A 19,032-nucleotide genomic window follows, 5' to 3' on the forward strand; every position below is an offset into this window, starting at 1 on the left:
ATGAAAGAAAGAATACTTTCGGTCGATATATTTAGGGGCGCGACCATCATTTTGATGATCTTGGTGAACACACCCGGCACATGGTCGGCCGTTTACGCCCCGTTTCTCCATGCCGAATGGCATGGCTATACGCCGACCGATCTGGTCTTTCCTTTTTTCCTTTTTATTGTAGGCACATCGATTGTCTTTGCCTATAAAAACAAACCGACAAACTCGAAGACCTATAAAAAAATTGTGGTTCGAACACTTAAGTTGATCGGACTCGGATTGTTCCTTGGTGCGTTTACACTTAGTTTTCCTTTCATAAAGGATTTTGCCGATATCAGATTTCCTGGTGTGCTACAACGTATCGGGGTCGTATTTTTCTTTGCTTCCATTCTATTTCTAAATTTCAATTGGAAGACCTTGATCGGCATTTGTGCGGTCATTTTGATCGGCTATTGGTTATTAATGGGGTTTGTCCCCGTGCAGGGCATGGAATCTACTTTCGATCGCGCCCCCAACAATCTCGCCAATTTTATCGACGTAAAGGTTTTCGGATCGCACAATTACAAGGCCGATTACGATCCCGAGGGTCTTCTGAGCACCTTACCAGCTATCTGTAGCTCGTTGCTGGGAATCTTTACTGGATTGATTTTGATTTCAAAACAAGAAAAAAAGGCCACAATATTGTTTGGTATTGGTGGCGCACTTTTGATTTTAGGACATTTATGGGATATCTTCTTTCCGATCAACAAGGCATTATGGACAAGCAGCTTCGTTCTTGTAACTGCAGGATGGGCCAATCTTGTTCTGGCATTGATCTATTACTTGACCGATGTAAAAGGCGTTAAGTTCGGAAGCATTTTTCGTTATGCAGGGGCGAACGCCATCATACTTTATTTTTTGTCAAGCTTCATCAGTAAAATAATGGGGATGATAAAGATGACCGAGGATCAATCGTTGCATGGTTGGCTTTTTGATACGGTTTATGTACACGATTTTATGTCGATGCAGCTATCTTCATTGCTGTACGGCTTGAGTGTTGTCGCCTTTTACTGCCTATTGGCGTTTGTACTCTTTAGAAAAGGGATTTTCGTGAAGGTTTAGTTGTTTTCGGGCACACCTGAATCGCCATGAAGACTTGAAGAAGATACTTTATTCTTTTGCCCCATGTGATGACATCAGCTTTGCGACATATTTGCCGATGACATCAAATTCAAGGTTTACGGCCGAACCTACTTGATAAGTATTGAACCTGGTATGCTCGTAGGTGTATGGAATAATGGCTACACTGAACGTACTTACTCCCGAATCTATGACGGTAAGGCTAACCCCGTCGATTGTAATCGACCCTTTTTCGATGGTCGGGTTGTTTTTAGAGCTGTCATATTCAAAAGAGAAGATCCAACTGCCGTTTTTTTCCTCGATCGAGGTACATGTCCCTGTTTGGTCTATATGGCCCTGTACTATGTGGCCATCTAGGCGCGAGCCCAAAACCATGGCACGCTCAAGATTTATTTTATCACCTACTTCAAGACTTCCCAAATTGGTTTTCTGCAAAGTTTCAGCGATTGCGGTAACGGTATAGACATTTTCATTTAATGAAATTACCGTTAAACATACCCCGTTATGTGCAATGCTCTGGTCTATTTTAAGTTCTTGGGCCAAAGAAGAGGCAACGGTCAGGTCAAGGTTGCTTCCGTCTTTTTTTAGGGCCGTAATTTCGCCCAATGTTTCGATGATGCCCGTAAACATATTCCGTTTAAATTAAGTAGTTTTGTGCCTTAACTCGCTCACAAAGGTAAAGATATAATGCTTGAAAACGTCAAAATAAGACTGGGGATATCGGTCGGGGATTTGAACGGAATCGGCTGCGAGGTCATCTTGAAAACTTTTGCCGATTCAAGAATGCTCGATTTTTGTACCCCGATAATCTTTGCTTCTAACAAGACCATTTCATTTCAAAAAAACACATTGGGTATTGAAGTAAAATACAACGGTATCAATGAAGCATCAAAAGCAATCGATGGAAAAATCAATGTCGTAAACGTTTGGAAAGAAGTACCGAACATTCAATTTGGGGAGGCAACAGAAGAAGCGGGCAGATTTGCCATAAAATCGTTAAAAAAAGCCGTAGAGGCTTTAAAGAACGATGAAATAGACGTGCTGGTCACCGCTCCTATAAACAAGAACAATATTCAGGCCGAAGACTTTGATTTTCCAGGGCATACCGACTATTTGGCGCAAGAGTTGCAAGGCGAAAGCTTGATGTTCATGGTAGCCGATAAGCTAAAGATAGGCCTTTTGACAGACCATGTCGCCGTTAAGGATGCGCCGGCGGCGATCAATCCGATACTGATACGCACCAAGGTGCGTATAATCGAAAAATCACTTTTAATGGATTTCGGAATTCGACGTCCCAAAGTCGCATTATTGGGAATCAATCCACATAGTGGTGACAACGGCGTTATCGGAAAGGAAGATAATGAGGTTTTAAAACCGGTAATCAAAGAGATGTCAGATGCCGGCCATTTGGTGTTCGGCCCCTATTCGGCAGACAGTTTCTTTGGTTCAGATATGTATATGAAGTTCGACGCCATCTTGGCGGCCTATCACGACCAAGGCTTGATTCCGTTTAAAACATTGTCTTTCGGGAAAGGAGTTAATTTTACAGCCGGGCTTTCAAAGGTACGTACTTCGCCCGATCACGGCACGGCCTATGAAATTGCAGGCAAAGGAAAAGCAGACCACAGTTCGTTCAAGGAAGCCGTCTTTACGGCCATCGAAATCTATAGAAATCGCACCGAACATCAAGGATTGACCGATAACGTATTGCAAAAGCAGCGTACAAGGCGATAGTAGGTGTTGATATACAATGCATTTGAATCTTTGGGCGGCAATTGAATCAACGTTTATTTTGCTTAACATATTGGCCATTTTCAAAATAATGTTATCTTTGCAGCCCGTTTTGAACGGGTATTTTTGTCGAATTTGTGTTGTATAAGATGAAGCATAAGGAATACTATATTCCTTTTTCAGGATTGAAGCAGGGTAAACACCGATTTGATTATATAATCGAGAACAAGTTCTTTGAATCTTTTGGGTATAATGAGTTCAATGATGCACATATTGAGTTGAATGTGATGCTGAATAAGACAAGTACCATGCTCGAACTTGACTTCGACGCAGAGGGAACGGTCAATGTCGATTGTGACTTGACAAACGAGCCATATGATCAACCTGTCGCTTCAGAATTGCAACTCGTAGTGAAATTCGGAGATGAGTTCAACGATGACGATGACGAAATATTGATTATTCCGCATGGCGAGCACCAAGTCAATATTGCGCAGTACATATATGAGATGTTGGTCTTGGCGGTACCTCAAAAAAGGGTTCATCCAGGAATTGCAGATGGCACGTTAAAGTCCGATGCACTTGATAGATTGGCAGAACTTGGACCAAAAGAGTCAGAAAATAAAGAAGATAATGATCCCAGATGGGATGCTTTAAAAAAATTACTAACGGATAAATAAGTTACAATGGCACATCCTAAGAGAAAAATTTCGAAGACCAGAAGGGACAAAAGAAGAACACACTATAAAGCTGTTGCCCCGACTTTGGCGACCGACCCGACTACTGGCGAAATGCACTTGTATCACAGAGCTCATTGGCATGAAGGAAAATTGTACTATAAGGGCCAGGTCTTGATCGATAAGACCGAAGAGGCTGAAGTATAACACATTATTCCCTTAAAACTGCACTCCCGTCGTCATTAACGGGAGTTTTTTATGTTTGTATGTTAAATCGGCATGAAATAGACGATATGTATCAAAGCCGATATGATATTTCAAGAAGTGGCGAAAAGAGGGCATTTTTGGTCGAAAGTCACAAAAAATCAGTACTTTTCACCTCGTTTTGAAGCGTTTTTGATATTTAAAATCAATTTTTGAATGGGGAAACTATCAGCAGCTATAACCGCTGTAGGGGGCTATGTTCCGAAATTTGTACTGACCAATAAAATGTTGGAGGGTATGGTAGAGACCAATGATGAATGGATAACTACAAGAACGGGCATCAAAGAAAGAAGAATCTTAAAGCCCGAGGAAGGCAGTGGTTCCTCCTATCTTGCGATCAAAGCCGTAGAGAATCTATTGAGCAAAAAGAACATCGACCCAAAAGACATCGATTTGGTCATAGTTGCAACGGCGACGCCTGATAGTATGGTCGCTTCGACAGCGGCTTTCGTTGCTTCAGAAATTGGCGCGACCAATGCCTTCGCCTATGATTTGTTGGCGGCCTGTTCAAGTTTTTTGTTCGGAATGTCGACGGCGGCAAGTTTTATAGAAGCTGGGCGGTATAAAAAGGTACTTCTGATAGGAGCTGATAAAATGTCTTCCATAATCGACTATACCGATAGAACGACTTGCATCATTTTTGGTGACGGTGCAGGGGCCGTACTTTTTGAGCCCAACGAAGAGGGTCTCGGATTACAGGACGCCTATTTAAGAGCTGATGGTTCGGGAAGACCATTTCTAGGTATGGACGCTGGCGGGTCTTTGTTGCCCGCATCTGAAGAAACGGTAAAAAACAAACAGCACTTTATATATCAGGATGGGAAAACCGTCTTTAAGTTTGCAGTATCGAACATGGCCGAAGTAGCAGAAACGATCATGGTTCGTAACAATTTGGCGCATACCGATGTTTCTTGGCTGGTGCCGCATCAGGCCAATAAGCGCATTATCGATGCCACGGCCAAAAGAATGGGACTCGAGAGTACCAAGGTCATGATGAACATTCAACGATATGGCAATACAACGTCGGCAACGTTGCCATTGCTATTGAACGACTATGAACATCAACTGAAAAAAGGTGATAATCTGGTATTCGCAGCCTTTGGAGGTGGATTTACTTGGGGTTCCATTTATTTGAAATGGGCTTATAATTGACGAGACTAACCGATTGCTTAACTAATATAAATTCAATGGACATCAAAGACATTCAAAGCCTTATCAAGTTTGTGGCCAAATCTGGCGCAAGCGAGGTAAAACTGGAGATGGAAGACCTCAAGATTACCATCAAGACAGGTGCGGGAGATCATCCCGAGACAACATATGTACAACAGATACCGCTTGCGCAGGCTCCGATTCCGCCCATGGCACAAGCTCCCGTTGCTCACATCCCGGCCACGTCTGAAACCACCGAGCAAAAGCCAAAAGAAGATGACTCGAAGTACATTACCATCAAATCACCGATCATAGGCACTTTTTACCGTAAACCATCACCTGATAAACCGCCTTTTGTCGAGGTCGGGGGAGACATAGCCAAAGGAGATGTTTTATGCGTAATCGAGGCGATGAAGCTATTTAATGATATCGAATCAGAGGTTTCCGGCAAGATTGTTAAAGTTCTGGTGGAAGATTCTTCTCCGGTAGAGTTTGACCAGCCCTTGTTCTTAGTAGATCCATCTTAATGTAAACACGAATTTCGAACAATGAATTCCCACTGTTTAAAAGGAATTTATTGTTTGGAGTTTGGAACTTGAGACTGTTATGTTCAAAAAAATATTAATTGCAAATAGGGGAGAAATTGCACTTCGGGTCATTAGAACCTGCAAGGAAATGGGTATTAAGACCGTGGCGGTCTATTCAAAAGCCGACGAAGAAAGCCTGCACGTCCGTTTTGCCGATGAGGCCGTTTGCATAGGCCCTGCACCGAGCAGCGAATCATACCTCAAAATACCGAATATAATCGCCGCCGCCGAAATAACCAATGCCGATGCCATACACCCCGGCTATGGGTTTCTTTCAGAAAATTCCAAGTTTTCAAGAATCTGTGCTGAGCACGACATTAAGTTTATTGGCGCCTCAGGGGATCAAATTGACAAAATGGGCGATAAGGCAACGGCCAAAGCGACCATGAAAAAAGCAGGCGTTCCTACCGTGCCTGGGTCTGACGGATTACTAAAAGACGTCGCCGATGCCAAAAAAGTAGCCAAAAAAATGGGCTATCCTGTTATGATAAAGGCCACGGCAGGCGGTGGAGGAAAAGGCATGCGCGCCGTTTGGAAGGAGGACGACATGGAAGAACTTTTCAACAGTGCCGTCAAGGAAGCCACCGCAGCTTTTGGAAATGGGGGCATGTATATGGAAAAACTGATCGAGGAACCGCGCCATATCGAAATCCAGATTGTAGGCGATCAGTACGGCAAGGCCTGCCACCTTTCGGAAAGGGATTGTTCCATACAAAGACGGCATCAAAAATTGACAGAAGAGACCCCATCCCCTTTTATGACTGACAAATTGAGGGATGCTATGGGGAAGGCCGCGGTAAAGGCTGCCGAGTATATAAAGTATGAAGGAGCGGGAACCATCGAATTTTTGGTCGATAAACACCGCAAGTTCTATTTTATGGAGATGAACACCCGTATACAGGTCGAACATCCTATTACCGAGCAGGTCATCGACTATGATCTGATCCGTGAACAAATATTGGTAGCGGGCGGGGTGCCCATATCTGGCAAGAACTATACCCCTAAATTACATTCGATCGAGTGCAGGATCAATGCAGAAGATCCATATAATGGTTTTAGGCCCTCGCCAGGAAGGATTACGACGTTGCATACCCCTGGAGGACATGGTGTACGCATGGATACCCATGTATATAGTGGGTACATAATCCCTCCGAACTATGATTCGATGATCGCCAAGCTGATTACTACGGCCCAGACCCGAGAAGAAGCGATAAACAAGATGAAGCGTGCCTTGGATGAGTTTGTCATCGAAGGAATCAAAACAACGATTCCCTTCCACAGACAGCTTATGGACCATCCCGATTACTTGGCCGGTAATTATACCACGAAGTTCATGGAAGATTTTAAAATGGATCCCCAACCTGAGGAATAGAAATTGAAAATCCCGATGTAAATCGGGATTTTTTTATTTCCAAAACCGTTTTTAGGAATAATAAAATGCCCATTTAGAAGTAAGGCGATCGGCTTGGCCAGCGACGCCCACAAACTTCTTGGTCGGTTCAATTTAATTCAACCATCGAACATAAGCTCATTAAAGCATTTTATCGCTCAATTATAGCATAAAATCGAGTAATGTTCCGGCAACAGTAATAATTTTGGACACACCGAAAGACCGATTGGTCTGAACGTGTATATGACGCATTTAAAGCGGTCAGCGATTCAATTTGTGATTAGTAGTTATTTTTGGCCCATGAACTTAAGTTATTGGGAATATAAAACCTGGTTTTCGAACATCGATTTTACCATTATCGGCAGTGGTATCGTTGGGCTTAGCTGTGCCTTGAACCTTCAAAGGCAATATCCAAAAGCCAGAATTTTGGTTTTGGAGAAAGGTAGCTTACCCCAAGGAGCGAGCACCAAAAATGCAGGATTTGCATGTTTTGGCAGCATTTCCGAGATAATTTCCGATTTAAGATCACATAGCGAGAGTGAAGTTCAAGAGCTGGTCAAGAGGCGTTATGAAGGCATAAAACTGCTTAGAAATACATTGGGAGATTTGAATATTGGCTTTCATCGATATGATGGTGGGCACGAACTCTTTGTGAAAGCAAATGCGAGGCTATATGAAGAGTGCAGGTCAAAATTGGATGATATAAACGAACTACTTGAACCTGTTTTTTTCGAGAAGGCTTTTCAGGTAAATGAGAATTCCTTTGAATTTGCGAATATATATGAAAGTTATATTTCAAACCGTTTCGAAGGCCAGTTGCATACCGGAAAATTAATGAAGACCTTACTTGAGAAAGTTTTAAAGGGCAAGACCACTATTTTAAATGCCGTTAGGGTCACGGGTTTTGCCGAAACCGGAAATGGAGTCGAGGTAGCCACCGAAAAATTTGATTTCAAGACCGATAAACTGCTTATCGCTACAAACGGGTTCGCTTCAGAACTCGCGATAGAAAATGTTAGACCGGCGCGGGCACAGGTTTTGATTACCAGACCCATCAAGAATTTGCATATAAAGGGAACCTTTCATTTGGATGAAGGCTACTATTATTTTAGAAACATCGACAACAGAATTTTACTTGGTGGCGGGCGAAACCTTGACTTTAAGGGCGAAGAGACCAGTGAATTTGGTGAGACTGATATAATTCAAAATAAACTGGAAACCCTGCTTACTGATACAATACTCCCTAAAACTCATTTAGAGGTCGATCGACGGTGGAGCGGTATCATGGGTATTGGCGATCAAAAACGACCGATTGTGAAACAACTTTCCGACAATGTATGTTGTGGTGTGCGTTTGGGCGGAATGGGTATTGCGATAGGCAGCGCAGTTGGCAGAGAACTGGCAGAGTTGATCTAGTCTCGTTCCTTCGATGTTTTTAACTGGTTTTTGATAACGATTGTCCTTTTTTCGAAGGTTTTTTCACCATTCTTCTTATCTTGGTATCCCCTAAATCCTTATGATTTGAATATTCTGGACGACTTGGGTCCAAACAAGTCTGAATTTAACCCCACTTTATGAATTGGAACTTGTGCAATCTATGAGTTGCACATCTTTTGGTTTTATGTTTGGCACTTTGATAGTTAAAACATAATTCCCGAAGGGTTTAATGTTATTGAGATGGGAGTAAGCATACAAAGGTTTTTACGAAAAAAGTGCGCACTATTGATGTTCCTTGTTTTTTTGGCAAGCTGCGGCACATCGAAAAACACATATGAAGTACGTTACGAAAAGGCTTGGAAAGAAGTGTTGAAATCACAGGCATGGCGGGATGCCCTTAGGCAAGACAATGGCCCGCTAACTGCCGAAAACAATGACTTCTATGCAAGTACCGATGAAACGGAAATTGTTTCTGGGCCCGCCGTTGACAATAAGGTATATGTTGACGGTTTTGCCGACAAATATGATTTTTTGGTTCATAGGGCCTATGCCAAGATTATTGCCGAAGCCGAGATGGCCGACAGCCGTCTTGAAAAAGATTACCTAGATTGGAATACCCAAGCCAATTTGGCCGAGGCCCAAAAAGACAAATCGATTCGCCAGAAGTTGGAAGCTGTGAATGAACGGTACAAGGCACATCGTAAAATGCTGGAAGGACTTAAATCATGGAACATTTTCAGTGAATTTGGCACTGACGACCTTGATTTTTTTAAGGCCGAACACGCCGATGAAGTGCGACAAATGCTTCAAAAAGGCCATGGTGAAGGCAATGTCGTCGGCTTTTTGGTTTATAAACTGGCGGACCTTTATCATTTCGAGGAGTAGTTGGCAATGACCGAATCTGTCTCAAAAAAACAACTTCTACGGTTCTGTGAGGACTATATTCAGACTAGAATTTTCAGGATTCTTGGGCAAATAGATGGTTTTCGGCAAGCGTTGACCTCTGAGACCAAGAGCAGTGCGGGTGACAAACATGAGACCGGCCGTGCCATGTTGCAACTTGAAAGGGGAAAATTGGGCCGACAACTCGCCGAAGCCGAGGCGACCAAGGTTACGCTTTCTAAGGTCGATATCAATGCTCGATTCGATAAGGTGGCATTGGGAAGCTTGGTAAAGACCACTAAGGCAAGTTATTTTTTATCGATTTCGGCAGGCGAATTCAAAAGCGGCCAAACCTTGGTATATTGTATATCAATAAGCACCCCGATAGGCAAATTATTGCTCGGCAGTTCTGTCGGGGAAATATTTTCATTCAAAGAAGAAGATTTTACTATCTTGGAAATTTCATAGGCTTCTCAAATAACACTAGAAATGAAGGCAAAGACATTTTTTAAAATCACCATGTGGTCAATTTTGGGTATTACAATGCTAAATGCCCAGCAATCAATTGACAAAAAAGTAATATTGATTACGTTGGACGGCTTTCGCTGGCAGGAACTTTTTACAGGTGCCGATTCCTTACTGATAACGAACAAAGAGTACGTTGGTGATACTACCGAATTAAAAAAACGTTTTTGGCGCGATTCTCCGGTCGAAAGGCGAAATGTATTGATGCCCTTCCTTTGGGGCGAAGTTTCAAAAATGGGCCAAATACATGGCAACCGTAATCTGGGAAGCAAAGTAGATTTGACCAATGCCATGTGGTTTTCCTATCCGGGGTATAACGAAATCTTGACGGGCAAGGCCGATGACCAAAGGTTAACCAGTAATGACAAGATAAACAATCCGAACAAGACGGTCTTAGAGATTGCAAATAACGATCCGCGATACAGGGGAAAAGTCGCCGGCTTTGGCAGTTGGGATGTATTCCCCTTTATCATAAACGAAGAACGTTCAGGGGTTCCTGTCAATGCCGGGTTCGAGTTGGCCAAAGGAAATAATCTGACGGATCGTGAAAAATTCCTGAACGAGCTGCAACCTATGGTCCCAAGCCCTTGGGGTACCGTTAGGTTAGATGCTTTTACCCATAATTATGCGCTGGAGCATATGAAAAAGGAACATCCGAGTTTAGTATACATTTCTTATGGGGAAACCGATGATTTTGCCCATGAAGGTGAATATGATGCCTATTTAAAATCGGCCCGTACAACCGATTCGATGATAGAAGAGCTATGGAATTTCACCCAAAACGACCCTTTTTATAAAGACAACACGTTGTTTATCGTTTCGACCGACCATGGAAGGGGAACAAAACCCTTAAAAACATGGACAGGGCATGGCAAGGAAATCAATGGGGCGGGCAGTGTTTGGCTAATCATTTTCGGAAAAGGTGTATCTCCTATAGGTGAGGCCAATGAAGGACAATTGTACAGCAATATGATCGCACCCACAATTTTGAAAGTATTGGACTTAAAATTTGACGCAGGACAAACCGATGGCAAACCTATTGAGCTTCTATTCGACAAAAATTGAGATTTAATAATGGTTTGATGACCTTTAGTTAACCATTACAAAAGTCTAAAATTCGATTTTTATCGTGCGATTAATTGAAGAAGTTTGAGTTAGTTTGTCAAAAACCGGTATGCGTCCTATATACCGGTTTTTTAGTTTTTGGAATATTCGGTTCTATAATGTTCGTCACAGAACGGTAATCTTTTATATAGGCGAACAAAAATATTTTGAAAAAGCTTGTTTTTAGTGAAACCAAAAGACGATCAAAACTAAGCAGATGAAAATATTAACCTTTCTCATAGTACTGATTTCCGGCTTTTCCTTTGCGCAGAACATTAATGGTTTTCGAGTACATTCCCATAACGACTATTTGCAAAATGTCCCGTTCTGGAAGGCCCTTTCAGCGAGTGCAAGCTCTGTAGAAGCCGATGTTTTTTTGGTCGGAGACGAATTGTTGGTCGCCCATACCCAAAATGAGATCGATACACTCAGAAATCTTGAAAAATTATATTTGAAGCCGCTAGCGAAGAGTTTGGAAATAGGTTTTATTGACGGCCAACCTTTTCAATTGCTTATTGATATTAAATCGGAAGCCTATGGCACTTTAGATGCGATCGTTGCCTCCATAAAAAAATATCCTTCCATCATAAATAGTAACTCCGTTTCCATAGTGATTTCGGGCAATCGGCCGAAGGCCTCCGAATATATCGATTATCCCGATTTCATTCACTTCGATTATCAAAGTTTGGATGCTGTCAATGATACGTCCATTTTAGAAAAAATTGCACTGGTCAGTTTGAGCTTCAAAAATTTCTCGGCGTGGAACGGAAAAGGCAGACCGACATCTGAAGATGAAAAGAAGATCGTTTCGGCCATTGAAAAAGCACACGCTTTGGGAAAACCTTTTCGATTCTGGGCCACACCCGATTCAAAAACGGCTTGGAAAACCTTGGTGCATTTGGGAGTGGATTTTATCAATACCGATATGCCTTTTGAATGTGCCGGGTATTTGAACAAACTAAATGCAAATACAAAGGAATAAAGAAATGTAATTTCGTTTGATTCAAGTTGAAACAAGACCGTTTTCTAGCCAAGATCGTGTTTTGAACGATTTGTTTTTTTCTGGGCAGTCTTCTTCTTACTTTTTAGCCGTTTTTCAATCGACAATCTGGTAGGTTTGGTCTTGCGCCTTTTTTTATGAACTTTTAAGGCGTTTTCCAAAATCACGAACAGACGCTCGATGACCAGTTCTTTATTCTTATGCTGACTGCGACTTTCGTCACATTGTAACAGAAGTATGTTTTCTTTGGTCAGTCGATTGCCCAATTTTAGAAGAATACGGCTCTTTTCAGTTGCGGTAAAGGCGTTGGAATTATCAATGTCAAAGGCCAGCTCGATTTTGGTGGACACTTTATTGACATGCTGTCCGCCCGCACCACCACTGCGCACGGCTTTAAACAAAAGTTCTTGGAGTACTTGTTCTTTATTCAAACCAGGCTATATATTCAACCGTTGATTGATGACTTCGATTGCAATATTAAGAAAAACGGTTTTGCCTACTTCAATGGTTTGATCGTGATTGAAATAGATATTCTGCCCTTCATAAGTGCCCACGATCATATAATGCCCACCCATATAATAAGAACCTTTGACCACAACTTCCAGACCTGATTTTTCCGAGACCTTAAATTCATGGGCATAGACGATTATGCGGCGTTTCGTGTCCGCATAGGTCTTGACGATATTGATAGGTATTCGGTTGGCCTCACCGAACAGCGATGCTATGTATAGGTCTTTAGGATGTTCAAAAAGATTTTTAGGTGTGTCTTTTGCGATAATCTTTGTATCCTTCAAGACAATTACCCGATCTGCGAACGGAAGCATATCGTTATGGTCGTGGGTTGCGGTCAGTACCGTAATGTCCTTGTTTTTAAGATAGGCAAAGAGGTTTCGGCGTAAGCTGTTCTTTCTGAAATTATCGATATGGCTAAAAGGCTCATCGAGCAATAAGATTTCGGGTTTTTGTGCCAAGACCCTTGCCAGTGCTACCCTTTGCTGCTGTCCGCCACTGAGGTTCTTTATCTTGGTTTTGGCAAATGGCGTCATTTCGATCATTTCCAAGAGCTCGTCTGTCCGCTCTTTTAGAAACTCGGGCTCCAATACTGAAAGATGCTCACTGATGTTCTCATAGACCGAGGTGAACGGCATCAAATCAAAGTCTTGTGCCAAATATTTCATGTAAGCTTCACCCGGCACCAAATTGTAAAGTGGTCCGAGTATCTGGTTTTCGCCCCAATATACCTTACCCTCTTCAACGTGCAAGAGACCATATATAATTTTGAGCAGGGTGCTTTTACCGCAACCACTCTCCCCGATTATGGAAACATGCTCGCCTTTGGCCACTTTAAGATTGATGTCGTTCAAAACAGGGACTTCATCATAGGAAAAAGAAACATGGTCGACTTGAAGCATGATTGAAAATATACTTGGAAGGGAATAAAAAAAATCCGTTTCCAATTGAAACGGATTTTAGTTAAAAATATTGACGGTCATTCCTTAAATTCTTTCATTACCGCTTTGTTCGGTAATTCTTGATATCCCATATTAAAAAATGTAAATCCGAAAATATCGGCATACTCTTCAATGATCTTACTGGTGGGTTTTCCGGCACCGTGACCGGCATTGGTCTCGATCCGGATCAAGGTAGGGTTGCTTCCCGCTTGTTTTTCTTGTAGTTCTGCAGCGAACTTGAAACTATGTGCGGGCACGACACGGTCATCGTGGTCTCCGGTGGTTATCAAGGTGGCAGGATATTCCGTTCCCACCTTAACATTATGAACGGGCGAATAACCCTTGAGATATTCGAACATTTCTTTGCTATCTTCTGCCGTTCCGTAGTCATAGGCCCAACCAGCACCTGCGGTAAACGTATGATAACGCAGCATATCCAAAACACCTACCGCGGGCAGGGCGACTTTCATTAAATCTGGGCGTTGGGTCATCGTGGCACCGACGAGAAGGCCACCATTACTGCCGCCTCTTATTGCCAAATAATCCGATGAGGTATAGTTTTCATTGATAAGGTATTCGCCTGCGGCGATAAAGTCGTCAAAAACGTTCTGTTTTTTGGTCTTGATGCCCGCTTCATGCCATTTTTTTCCGTACTCACCACCCCCGCGCAGGTTTGGCACGGCATAGATTCCGCCTTGTTCCATCCATACGGCATTGGCAATGCTGAACGAGGGGGTAAGGCTAATGTCAAAGCCACCATATCCATAAAGAATCGTGGGATTTTTTCCATTTCGCTCTAATCCTTTCTTGTGGGTTATGATCATTGGAACTTTTGTTCCGTCCTTTGAGTTATAAAATACTTGATGCGACTCATAGTCATCGGGATTAAAATCAATATCGGGCTTCCAATATTGTTCGTATTCCCCGGTTTCGACATTGTACTTGTAAGAGGATCCCGGGGTATTGTAGTTGGTAAATGAAAAATAAAATTCCTTTTCTTCTTTCTTGCCACCAAAGCCATTGGCGCTCCCTAATCCGGGGAGGTCAACCTGCCTGACCAAATTACCTTCGTAATCATATTGTAGCACCTTGGAAATGGCGTCGACCATATATTCGGCGAAAAAATAGCCCCCGCCAGTATTCGGTGAAAGTACGTTTTCGGTCTCGGGAATAAAATCGACCCAATTCTCTGAAGCTGGATTCGAGGCATCGACGGTTACCACTTTTTTATTTGGCGCTCCCATATTGGTTACGATATAGAGTTTTGAGCCTACATTGTCGATGACATAGCTATCTGAATCAGTATGATCAAGAACAGTTACCAGTTTTGAATTGGGCTGGGTCAGGTCTTTGATAAAAAGTTTATTGCCCGAAGTGGAAGTCGAAGCCGTAAGCACCAAATAACTTTGATCATGCGTTAAATAGGCTCCGACGTATCTATGCCTTTCGTTTGGTGTGCCCCCATAAATTATAACATCATCTTTTTGAGGCGTGCCTAGCTTATGGTAGTATACCTTGTGCTGATCCGTTTTGGCCGATAGCTCACTGCCCTTGGGTTTGTCATAACTAGAGTAATAAAAACCGTCGTTGCCCTTCCAGGATATACCACTGAACTTGATATCGACCAAGGTATCTTCAATAATTTCCTTGGTTTCCGCATTGCGAACGATGGCCTTGCGCCAGTCGCTACCACCTTCAGAAATCAAATAGGCGGCCATAGAGCCGTCTTTTGTAAAACTTAGTCCGGCCAAAGAGGTAGTGCCATCTTTCGAAAATTCATTGGGGTCTAAAAAAACTTCGGGATTTTCATCGTCCTTTTGTCGATAGACCACATACTGATTCTGTAGCCCGTCGTTCTTATAAAAGTAAGTATAGTCGCCTTCCTTGAAAGGGGCGCCCAACTTCTCATAGTTCCATAGTTTTTCAAGACGGTTTTTAAGGTCTTTTCGAAAGGGGATATTGTCCAGATATCCGAAGGTGACCTCGTTCTGCTTTTTGACCCAGTTTTCGGTTTCGGCACTACGATCGTCCTCCAACCAACGGTATGGGTCTTTAACTTGGGTTCCAAAATAGGTTGCCGCTGAGTCGGCTTTGGCGGTTAGCGGGTAGTTCACGGTAAAGGGTTCTTTTTTGGTTTCGGTATTACAAGACAATATTAGAAGTACAATTGAGATAAACAGTAATGGTCTTTTCATGTCGGTCGAGTGTTTGATAAGGACTAAAAATACCATAAAAAAACCTTCAAAACGTACACGTTTTGAAGGTTTTAACATTTTTTGACCAAGGTGTTTATACCAGCTTTTTTTCCACCAAGTATTCTGCTATTTGAACGGCGTTGGTCGCCGCGCCCTTTCTGAGATTGTCAGATACGATCCACATATTCAACGTGTTTCGCTGGGTTTCGTCTCTTCGTATACGACCGACGAAAACCTCATCTTTATCATGTGCATAAATAGGCATGGGATAGGTGTTGGTTTCAGGATTATCCTGTACCGTTATGCCGGGAGTATCGTTCAATAACTTTCGTACCTCATTGAGCTCAAAATCGTTTTCAAAGGCCACGTTCACCGATTCTGAATGCCCCCCTGAGGTCGGTATGCGAACAGCGGTCGCGGTAACCGAAAATGAGCGGTCGTCCAGTATTTTTTGTGGCTCCCTTGCCAATTTCATTTCTTCTTTGGTATACCCATTTTCAAGGAAAACATCGCAGTGGGGCAGCGCATTTCGACCAATGGGATATGGATAGGCCATTTCGCCCTGAATACCTGCAATTTCGTTTTCCAATTGTTGTACTGCCTTTACCCCTGTGCCCGAAACGGACTGATAGGTCGAGACCACCACCCGTTTCATTTTATACTTTTTATGCAGGGGCGCCAATGCCATGACCATTTGTATCGTCGAACAGTTAGGGTTGGCAATGATCTTGTCGTCAGAGGTCAATTCATGGGCATTTATTTCAGGGACAATCAATTTTTTTGTGGGATCCATACGCCAAGCCGATGAATTATCTACGACCGTTGTACCGACCTCGGCGAATTTTGGCGCCCATTGCAGGGATGTGTCTCCCCCGGCCGAAAAAATGGCTATATCAGGGCGTGCGTCGACAGCGTCGGCAAGACCTATGACCGTATATTCCTTGTCCTTGAAAGATAATTTTTTACCGACAGACCTTTCGGAAGCGACCAATAACAACTCGGTAATCGGAAAATTGCGCTCGGCAAGCACTTTTAACATTACCTCGCCCACCATGCCCGTGGCACCAACTACTGCTACTTTCATAATCGAATTGATTTTAAAGGCAAAGGTAGTTCAAGAGTTTTCGGTGTACAAGGTTAAAAGATAGAAAATATATTAATATAACAAAAAGTTACAAAAACAACAATTATGTTCGCTGTGCTTTATGGCAAAAAAGAACCCTGCCAAAAGGCAGGGTTGTGTATCAGTATTCCTTGATAATTCATTATCAAAGGTATTTCGTCAATTACTTTTTTAATGCATCGCGGATTTCTGTTAGCAACTCTTCCGTAGTTGGCCCGGCGGGAGCTTCTGGGGCTGGTGGCGTCTTGGTCTTATTATATGCCTTTACGATTATGAACATGACCCAGCCCACGATCAACAAATTTACAAGCGTGTTGACCCAGGCACCCCATCGTATGGCATTTTCAGGAACATAGCCTTCGGCTCCTTCAGTACCCACAGCCTCGGAAAGAACGACTTTTAAATTGGAAAAATCCATTCCACCTGCAAAATGACCAACAATAGGCATTATAATGTCAGCAACAAAACCGTTGACGACCAAACCTACGGCCCCGGCCATGATTACGGCGACCGCAAACTCGATAACGTTTCCGGTCATAATGAAATTCTTGAATTCTTTTAACATGATTTAGTGTTTTTAGCGGTTAATTATTTTTGTGAACTGCAATTTAGTGAAAAAAGAAATCCACGACAATATCCCAAAAAGCCAAAAACTGCTCATTCCATGAAAATACGTTTGACCCTTTGCGATATGCCGGTCAATAGCTCATAGGAAATGGTATTTGCAGTAGAAGCAAATTTTTCGGCAGAGGGATCCTGACCGAAAACAATGACTTCATCACCTTCTTTACATTCGATTCCCGTAATATCGATCATTAACATGTCCATACATACGTTACCAATGATTGGTGCGATTTTTCCATTGATCTTTACAAAAGCTTTTCCATTGCCGTAATGTCTTCCGATGCCATCGGCGTGCCCCAACGGAAGGGTGGCGGTTACGCGATAGCTTTGAGATGTAAAGGCCCTATTATAACCTACCGTTTCACCTGGCTCGATTCTGTGGATCTGCGAAATAATGGTTTTGAGCGTCGCTATCGGCTTCAATTGTTTGTCGATTTTGGCCTCGTTGCCAAATCCATAAAGTCCGATTCCACACCGTACCATATCGAATTGTGCCTCAGGATAGTTTATAATACCCGATGTGTTCAATAAATGCCGTATCGGCGAACATTCTAATTTTTGATTCACTTCGGAAGCGATTTTCTTAAAACTTTCGATTTGGGATTGGGTGAACCCCTTTTCGTTCAGGTCTTCTGAAGCCGCCAAGTGTGAAAATATCGAAACAATTTTGACATCGTTTTTTCCTTTTACCTGATCCAAAATAAAATCTACATCATTTTCCCAAAACCCGAGTCGGTTCAGACCTGTATTGAATTTAATATGTACGGGGTAGTCTTTTTGATTATGTTTTTTCAGGGCTTCAAGAAATTCCTTTAAAATGCGAGGGGCATAAAGGCTCGGCTCTAGATAATGCGCTATCATTATGTCAAAATTGACCGATTGCGGATGCAGTACAAGAATGGGGGTCTTTATTCCGGCATCACGTAGCGCAATGCCCTCGGCGACATAGGCCACTGCTAGATAATCGATACCCAAGGCCTCCAACCTTTGAGCGATGCGGATCGAATCACTACCATAGGCAAAGGCTTTCACCACGGCCAAAAATTTCGTTTCGGAATGTAGTCTCGATCTTAAGAATCGATAATTGTGGGTAAGGGCCTTTAAGTCGATTTCAAGTACCGTCTCACGGGTTCTAGGCATTGGATCGTTTTGTTTTAGCAGATATTTCCTCAGATTCGACATCCATTTCTTTTACCCTCTCCTTGAGCATGGCTTTGTAGAAGGCCGCCCGGCTTAAGGGTTCATACTCTTCGTTTTCGCCCAAGAGAACCAAACTGTCGTTGCTCGATTTGCGAAAACTGTAGTTGGCCAAATTTCCGGTGCGGGTACAAATGGCGTGTACTTTGGTCACATATTCGGCCGTTGCCATCAACGCCGGCATAGGCCCAAAAGGATTTCCCTTGAAATCCATATCCAGTCCGGCAACCACTACACGTACCCCTTTATTGGCCAGATCGTTGCAAACAGTGACGATTTCATCATCGAAAAACTGGGCCTCGTCAATGCCGACAACATCACAGGTATCGCCCAAGATGCGAATATTGGCGGCGGCAGGTACAGGGGTAGAGCGAATTTCGTTGGCATCGTGCGAGACCACCATGTCTTCATTGTAGCGCGTATCGACCATGGGTTTGAATATCTCGACTTTCTGCTTGGCGAACTGGGCCCGTTTTAAACGTCGGATCAGTTCTTCTGTCTTACCCGAAAACATTGAGCCGCAGATAACTTCTATCCAGCCGAACTGTTCTTTGTGATTAACGGTGTTTTCGAGAAACATTTTGTAATTTTA

At 42.9% G+C, this 19,032-nt stretch carries 20 protein-coding genes; 12 read left to right on the forward strand and 8 right to left on the reverse strand.

The annotated features are described in order from the left end of the window. Window positions 1-1,089 (forward strand): acyltransferase family protein, encoded by a 1,089-nt coding sequence (locus tag ACEZ3G_RS06790; protein WP_432424686.1) that lies wholly within the window; start codon window positions 1-3, stop codon window positions 1,087-1,089. A 48-nt stretch (window positions 1,090-1,137) separates the two neighbouring features. Here the strand turns inward: ACEZ3G_RS06790 and ACEZ3G_RS06795 are convergent, their stop codons facing one another. Then, window positions 1,138-1,737 carry a riboflavin synthase gene (locus ACEZ3G_RS06795; RefSeq protein WP_432424687.1) on the reverse strand — a complete coding sequence of 200 codons (600 nt, stop codon included), beginning with the start codon at window positions 1,735-1,737 and terminating at the stop codon, window positions 1,138-1,140. 57 nt (window positions 1,738-1,794) lie between these two features. On the opposite strand from ACEZ3G_RS06795, the gene pdxA reads away from it, so the two are divergent. From pdxA to ACEZ3G_RS06850, 11 genes are all read left to right on the forward strand, one after another. Further along, window positions 1,795-2,841, forward strand: a complete 1,047-nt coding sequence (pdxA, locus tag ACEZ3G_RS06800) for a 4-hydroxythreonine-4-phosphate dehydrogenase PdxA (RefSeq protein WP_432424688.1) — start codon at window positions 1,795-1,797, stop codon at window positions 2,839-2,841. Between the two features lie 146 nt (window positions 2,842-2,987). Further along, window positions 2,988-3,515, forward strand: coding sequence for a YceD family protein (locus ACEZ3G_RS06805; protein ID WP_432424689.1), 528 nt, complete (start codon window positions 2,988-2,990; stop codon window positions 3,513-3,515). A 6-nt stretch (window positions 3,516-3,521) separates the two neighbouring features. Further along, entirely contained in the window at window positions 3,522-3,719 is a 198-nt protein-coding gene (rpmF, locus tag ACEZ3G_RS06810; RefSeq protein ID WP_432424690.1) for a 50S ribosomal protein L32, read from the forward strand. A 213-nt stretch (window positions 3,720-3,932) separates the two neighbouring features. Then, window positions 3,933-4,928, forward strand: a complete 996-nt coding sequence (locus tag ACEZ3G_RS06815) for a beta-ketoacyl-ACP synthase III (RefSeq protein WP_432424691.1) — start codon at window positions 3,933-3,935, stop codon at window positions 4,926-4,928. Between the two features lie 35 nt (window positions 4,929-4,963). Next, window positions 4,964-5,452 (forward strand): acetyl-CoA carboxylase biotin carboxyl carrier protein, encoded by a 489-nt coding sequence (accB, locus tag ACEZ3G_RS06820; RefSeq protein ID WP_432424692.1) that lies wholly within the window; start codon window positions 4,964-4,966, stop codon window positions 5,450-5,452. Between the two features lie 79 nt (window positions 5,453-5,531). Beyond that, window positions 5,532-6,884, forward strand: coding sequence for an acetyl-CoA carboxylase biotin carboxylase subunit (gene accC, locus ACEZ3G_RS06825; RefSeq protein ID WP_432424693.1), 1,353 nt, complete (start codon window positions 5,532-5,534; stop codon window positions 6,882-6,884). Between the two features lie 318 nt (window positions 6,885-7,202). Then, a complete protein-coding gene (locus ACEZ3G_RS06830; RefSeq protein WP_432424694.1) occupies window positions 7,203-8,318 on the forward strand; it encodes an NAD(P)/FAD-dependent oxidoreductase in 1,116 nt (371 codons plus the stop codon). 309 nt (window positions 8,319-8,627) lie between these two features. Next, complete coding sequence (locus tag ACEZ3G_RS06835) at window positions 8,628-9,224, forward strand: hypothetical protein (protein ID WP_432424695.1); 597 nt, start codon at window positions 8,628-8,630, stop codon at window positions 9,222-9,224. A 6-nt stretch (window positions 9,225-9,230) separates the two neighbouring features. Beyond that, the gene (locus tag ACEZ3G_RS06840; protein WP_432424696.1) at window positions 9,231-9,689 is read left to right on the forward strand and encodes a 3-oxoacyl-ACP synthase; all 459 of its coding nucleotides are present in this window, start codon (window positions 9,231-9,233) and stop codon (window positions 9,687-9,689) included. A 21-nt stretch (window positions 9,690-9,710) separates the two neighbouring features. After that, on the forward strand, window positions 9,711-10,811 hold the full coding sequence (locus tag ACEZ3G_RS06845; protein WP_432424697.1) for an alkaline phosphatase family protein: 1,101 nt from the start codon (window positions 9,711-9,713) through the stop codon (window positions 10,809-10,811). A 256-nt stretch (window positions 10,812-11,067) separates the two neighbouring features. Then, window positions 11,068-11,832 carry a phosphatidylinositol-specific phospholipase C/glycerophosphodiester phosphodiesterase family protein gene (locus ACEZ3G_RS06850; RefSeq protein ID WP_432424698.1) on the forward strand — a complete coding sequence of 255 codons (765 nt, stop codon included), beginning with the start codon at window positions 11,068-11,070 and terminating at the stop codon, window positions 11,830-11,832. A 44-nt stretch (window positions 11,833-11,876) separates the two neighbouring features. Here ACEZ3G_RS06850 and arfB read toward each other — a convergent pair whose 3' ends face one another. The 7 genes from arfB to ACEZ3G_RS06885 all read right to left on the reverse strand — a co-directional run bounded on the left by arfB (window position 11,877) and on the right by ACEZ3G_RS06885 (window position 19,020). Beyond that, window positions 11,877-12,281, reverse strand: a complete 405-nt coding sequence (gene arfB / locus ACEZ3G_RS06855; RefSeq protein WP_432424699.1) for an alternative ribosome rescue aminoacyl-tRNA hydrolase ArfB — start codon at window positions 12,279-12,281, stop codon at window positions 11,877-11,879. Window positions 12,282-12,287: 6 nt separating this feature from the next. Then, a complete protein-coding gene (locus ACEZ3G_RS06860) occupies window positions 12,288-13,262 on the reverse strand; it encodes an ABC transporter ATP-binding protein (RefSeq protein WP_432424700.1) in 975 nt (324 codons plus the stop codon). A gap of 77 nt (window positions 13,263-13,339) precedes the next feature. Next, window positions 13,340-15,496 carry a prolyl oligopeptidase family serine peptidase gene (locus tag ACEZ3G_RS06865; RefSeq protein ID WP_432424701.1) on the reverse strand — a complete coding sequence of 719 codons (2,157 nt, stop codon included), beginning with the start codon at window positions 15,494-15,496 and terminating at the stop codon, window positions 13,340-13,342. Between the two features lie 94 nt (window positions 15,497-15,590). Further along, a complete protein-coding gene (locus ACEZ3G_RS06870; RefSeq protein ID WP_432424702.1) occupies window positions 15,591-16,580 on the reverse strand; it encodes an aspartate-semialdehyde dehydrogenase in 990 nt (329 codons plus the stop codon). Window positions 16,581-16,782: 202 nt separating this feature from the next. Beyond that, on the reverse strand, window positions 16,783-17,184 hold the full coding sequence (gene mscL / locus ACEZ3G_RS06875; RefSeq protein ID WP_432424703.1) for a large conductance mechanosensitive channel protein MscL: 402 nt from the start codon (window positions 17,182-17,184) through the stop codon (window positions 16,783-16,785). A gap of 92 nt (window positions 17,185-17,276) precedes the next feature. Further along, on the reverse strand, window positions 17,277-18,383 hold the full coding sequence (gene alr / locus ACEZ3G_RS06880) for an alanine racemase (protein WP_432424704.1): 1,107 nt from the start codon (window positions 18,381-18,383) through the stop codon (window positions 17,277-17,279). Then, window positions 18,376-19,020, reverse strand: a complete 645-nt coding sequence (locus ACEZ3G_RS06885) for a thymidine kinase (protein WP_432424705.1) — start codon at window positions 19,018-19,020, stop codon at window positions 18,376-18,378. Before ACEZ3G_RS06885 ends, alr begins: the two co-directional genes overlap by 8 nt. Window positions 19,021-19,032 lie beyond the last annotated feature (12 nt).

It is taken from the genome of Meishania litoralis (assembly GCF_042611095.1).
GTDB lineage: Bacteria > Bacteroidota > Bacteroidia > Flavobacteriales > Flavobacteriaceae > Meishania > Meishania litoralis.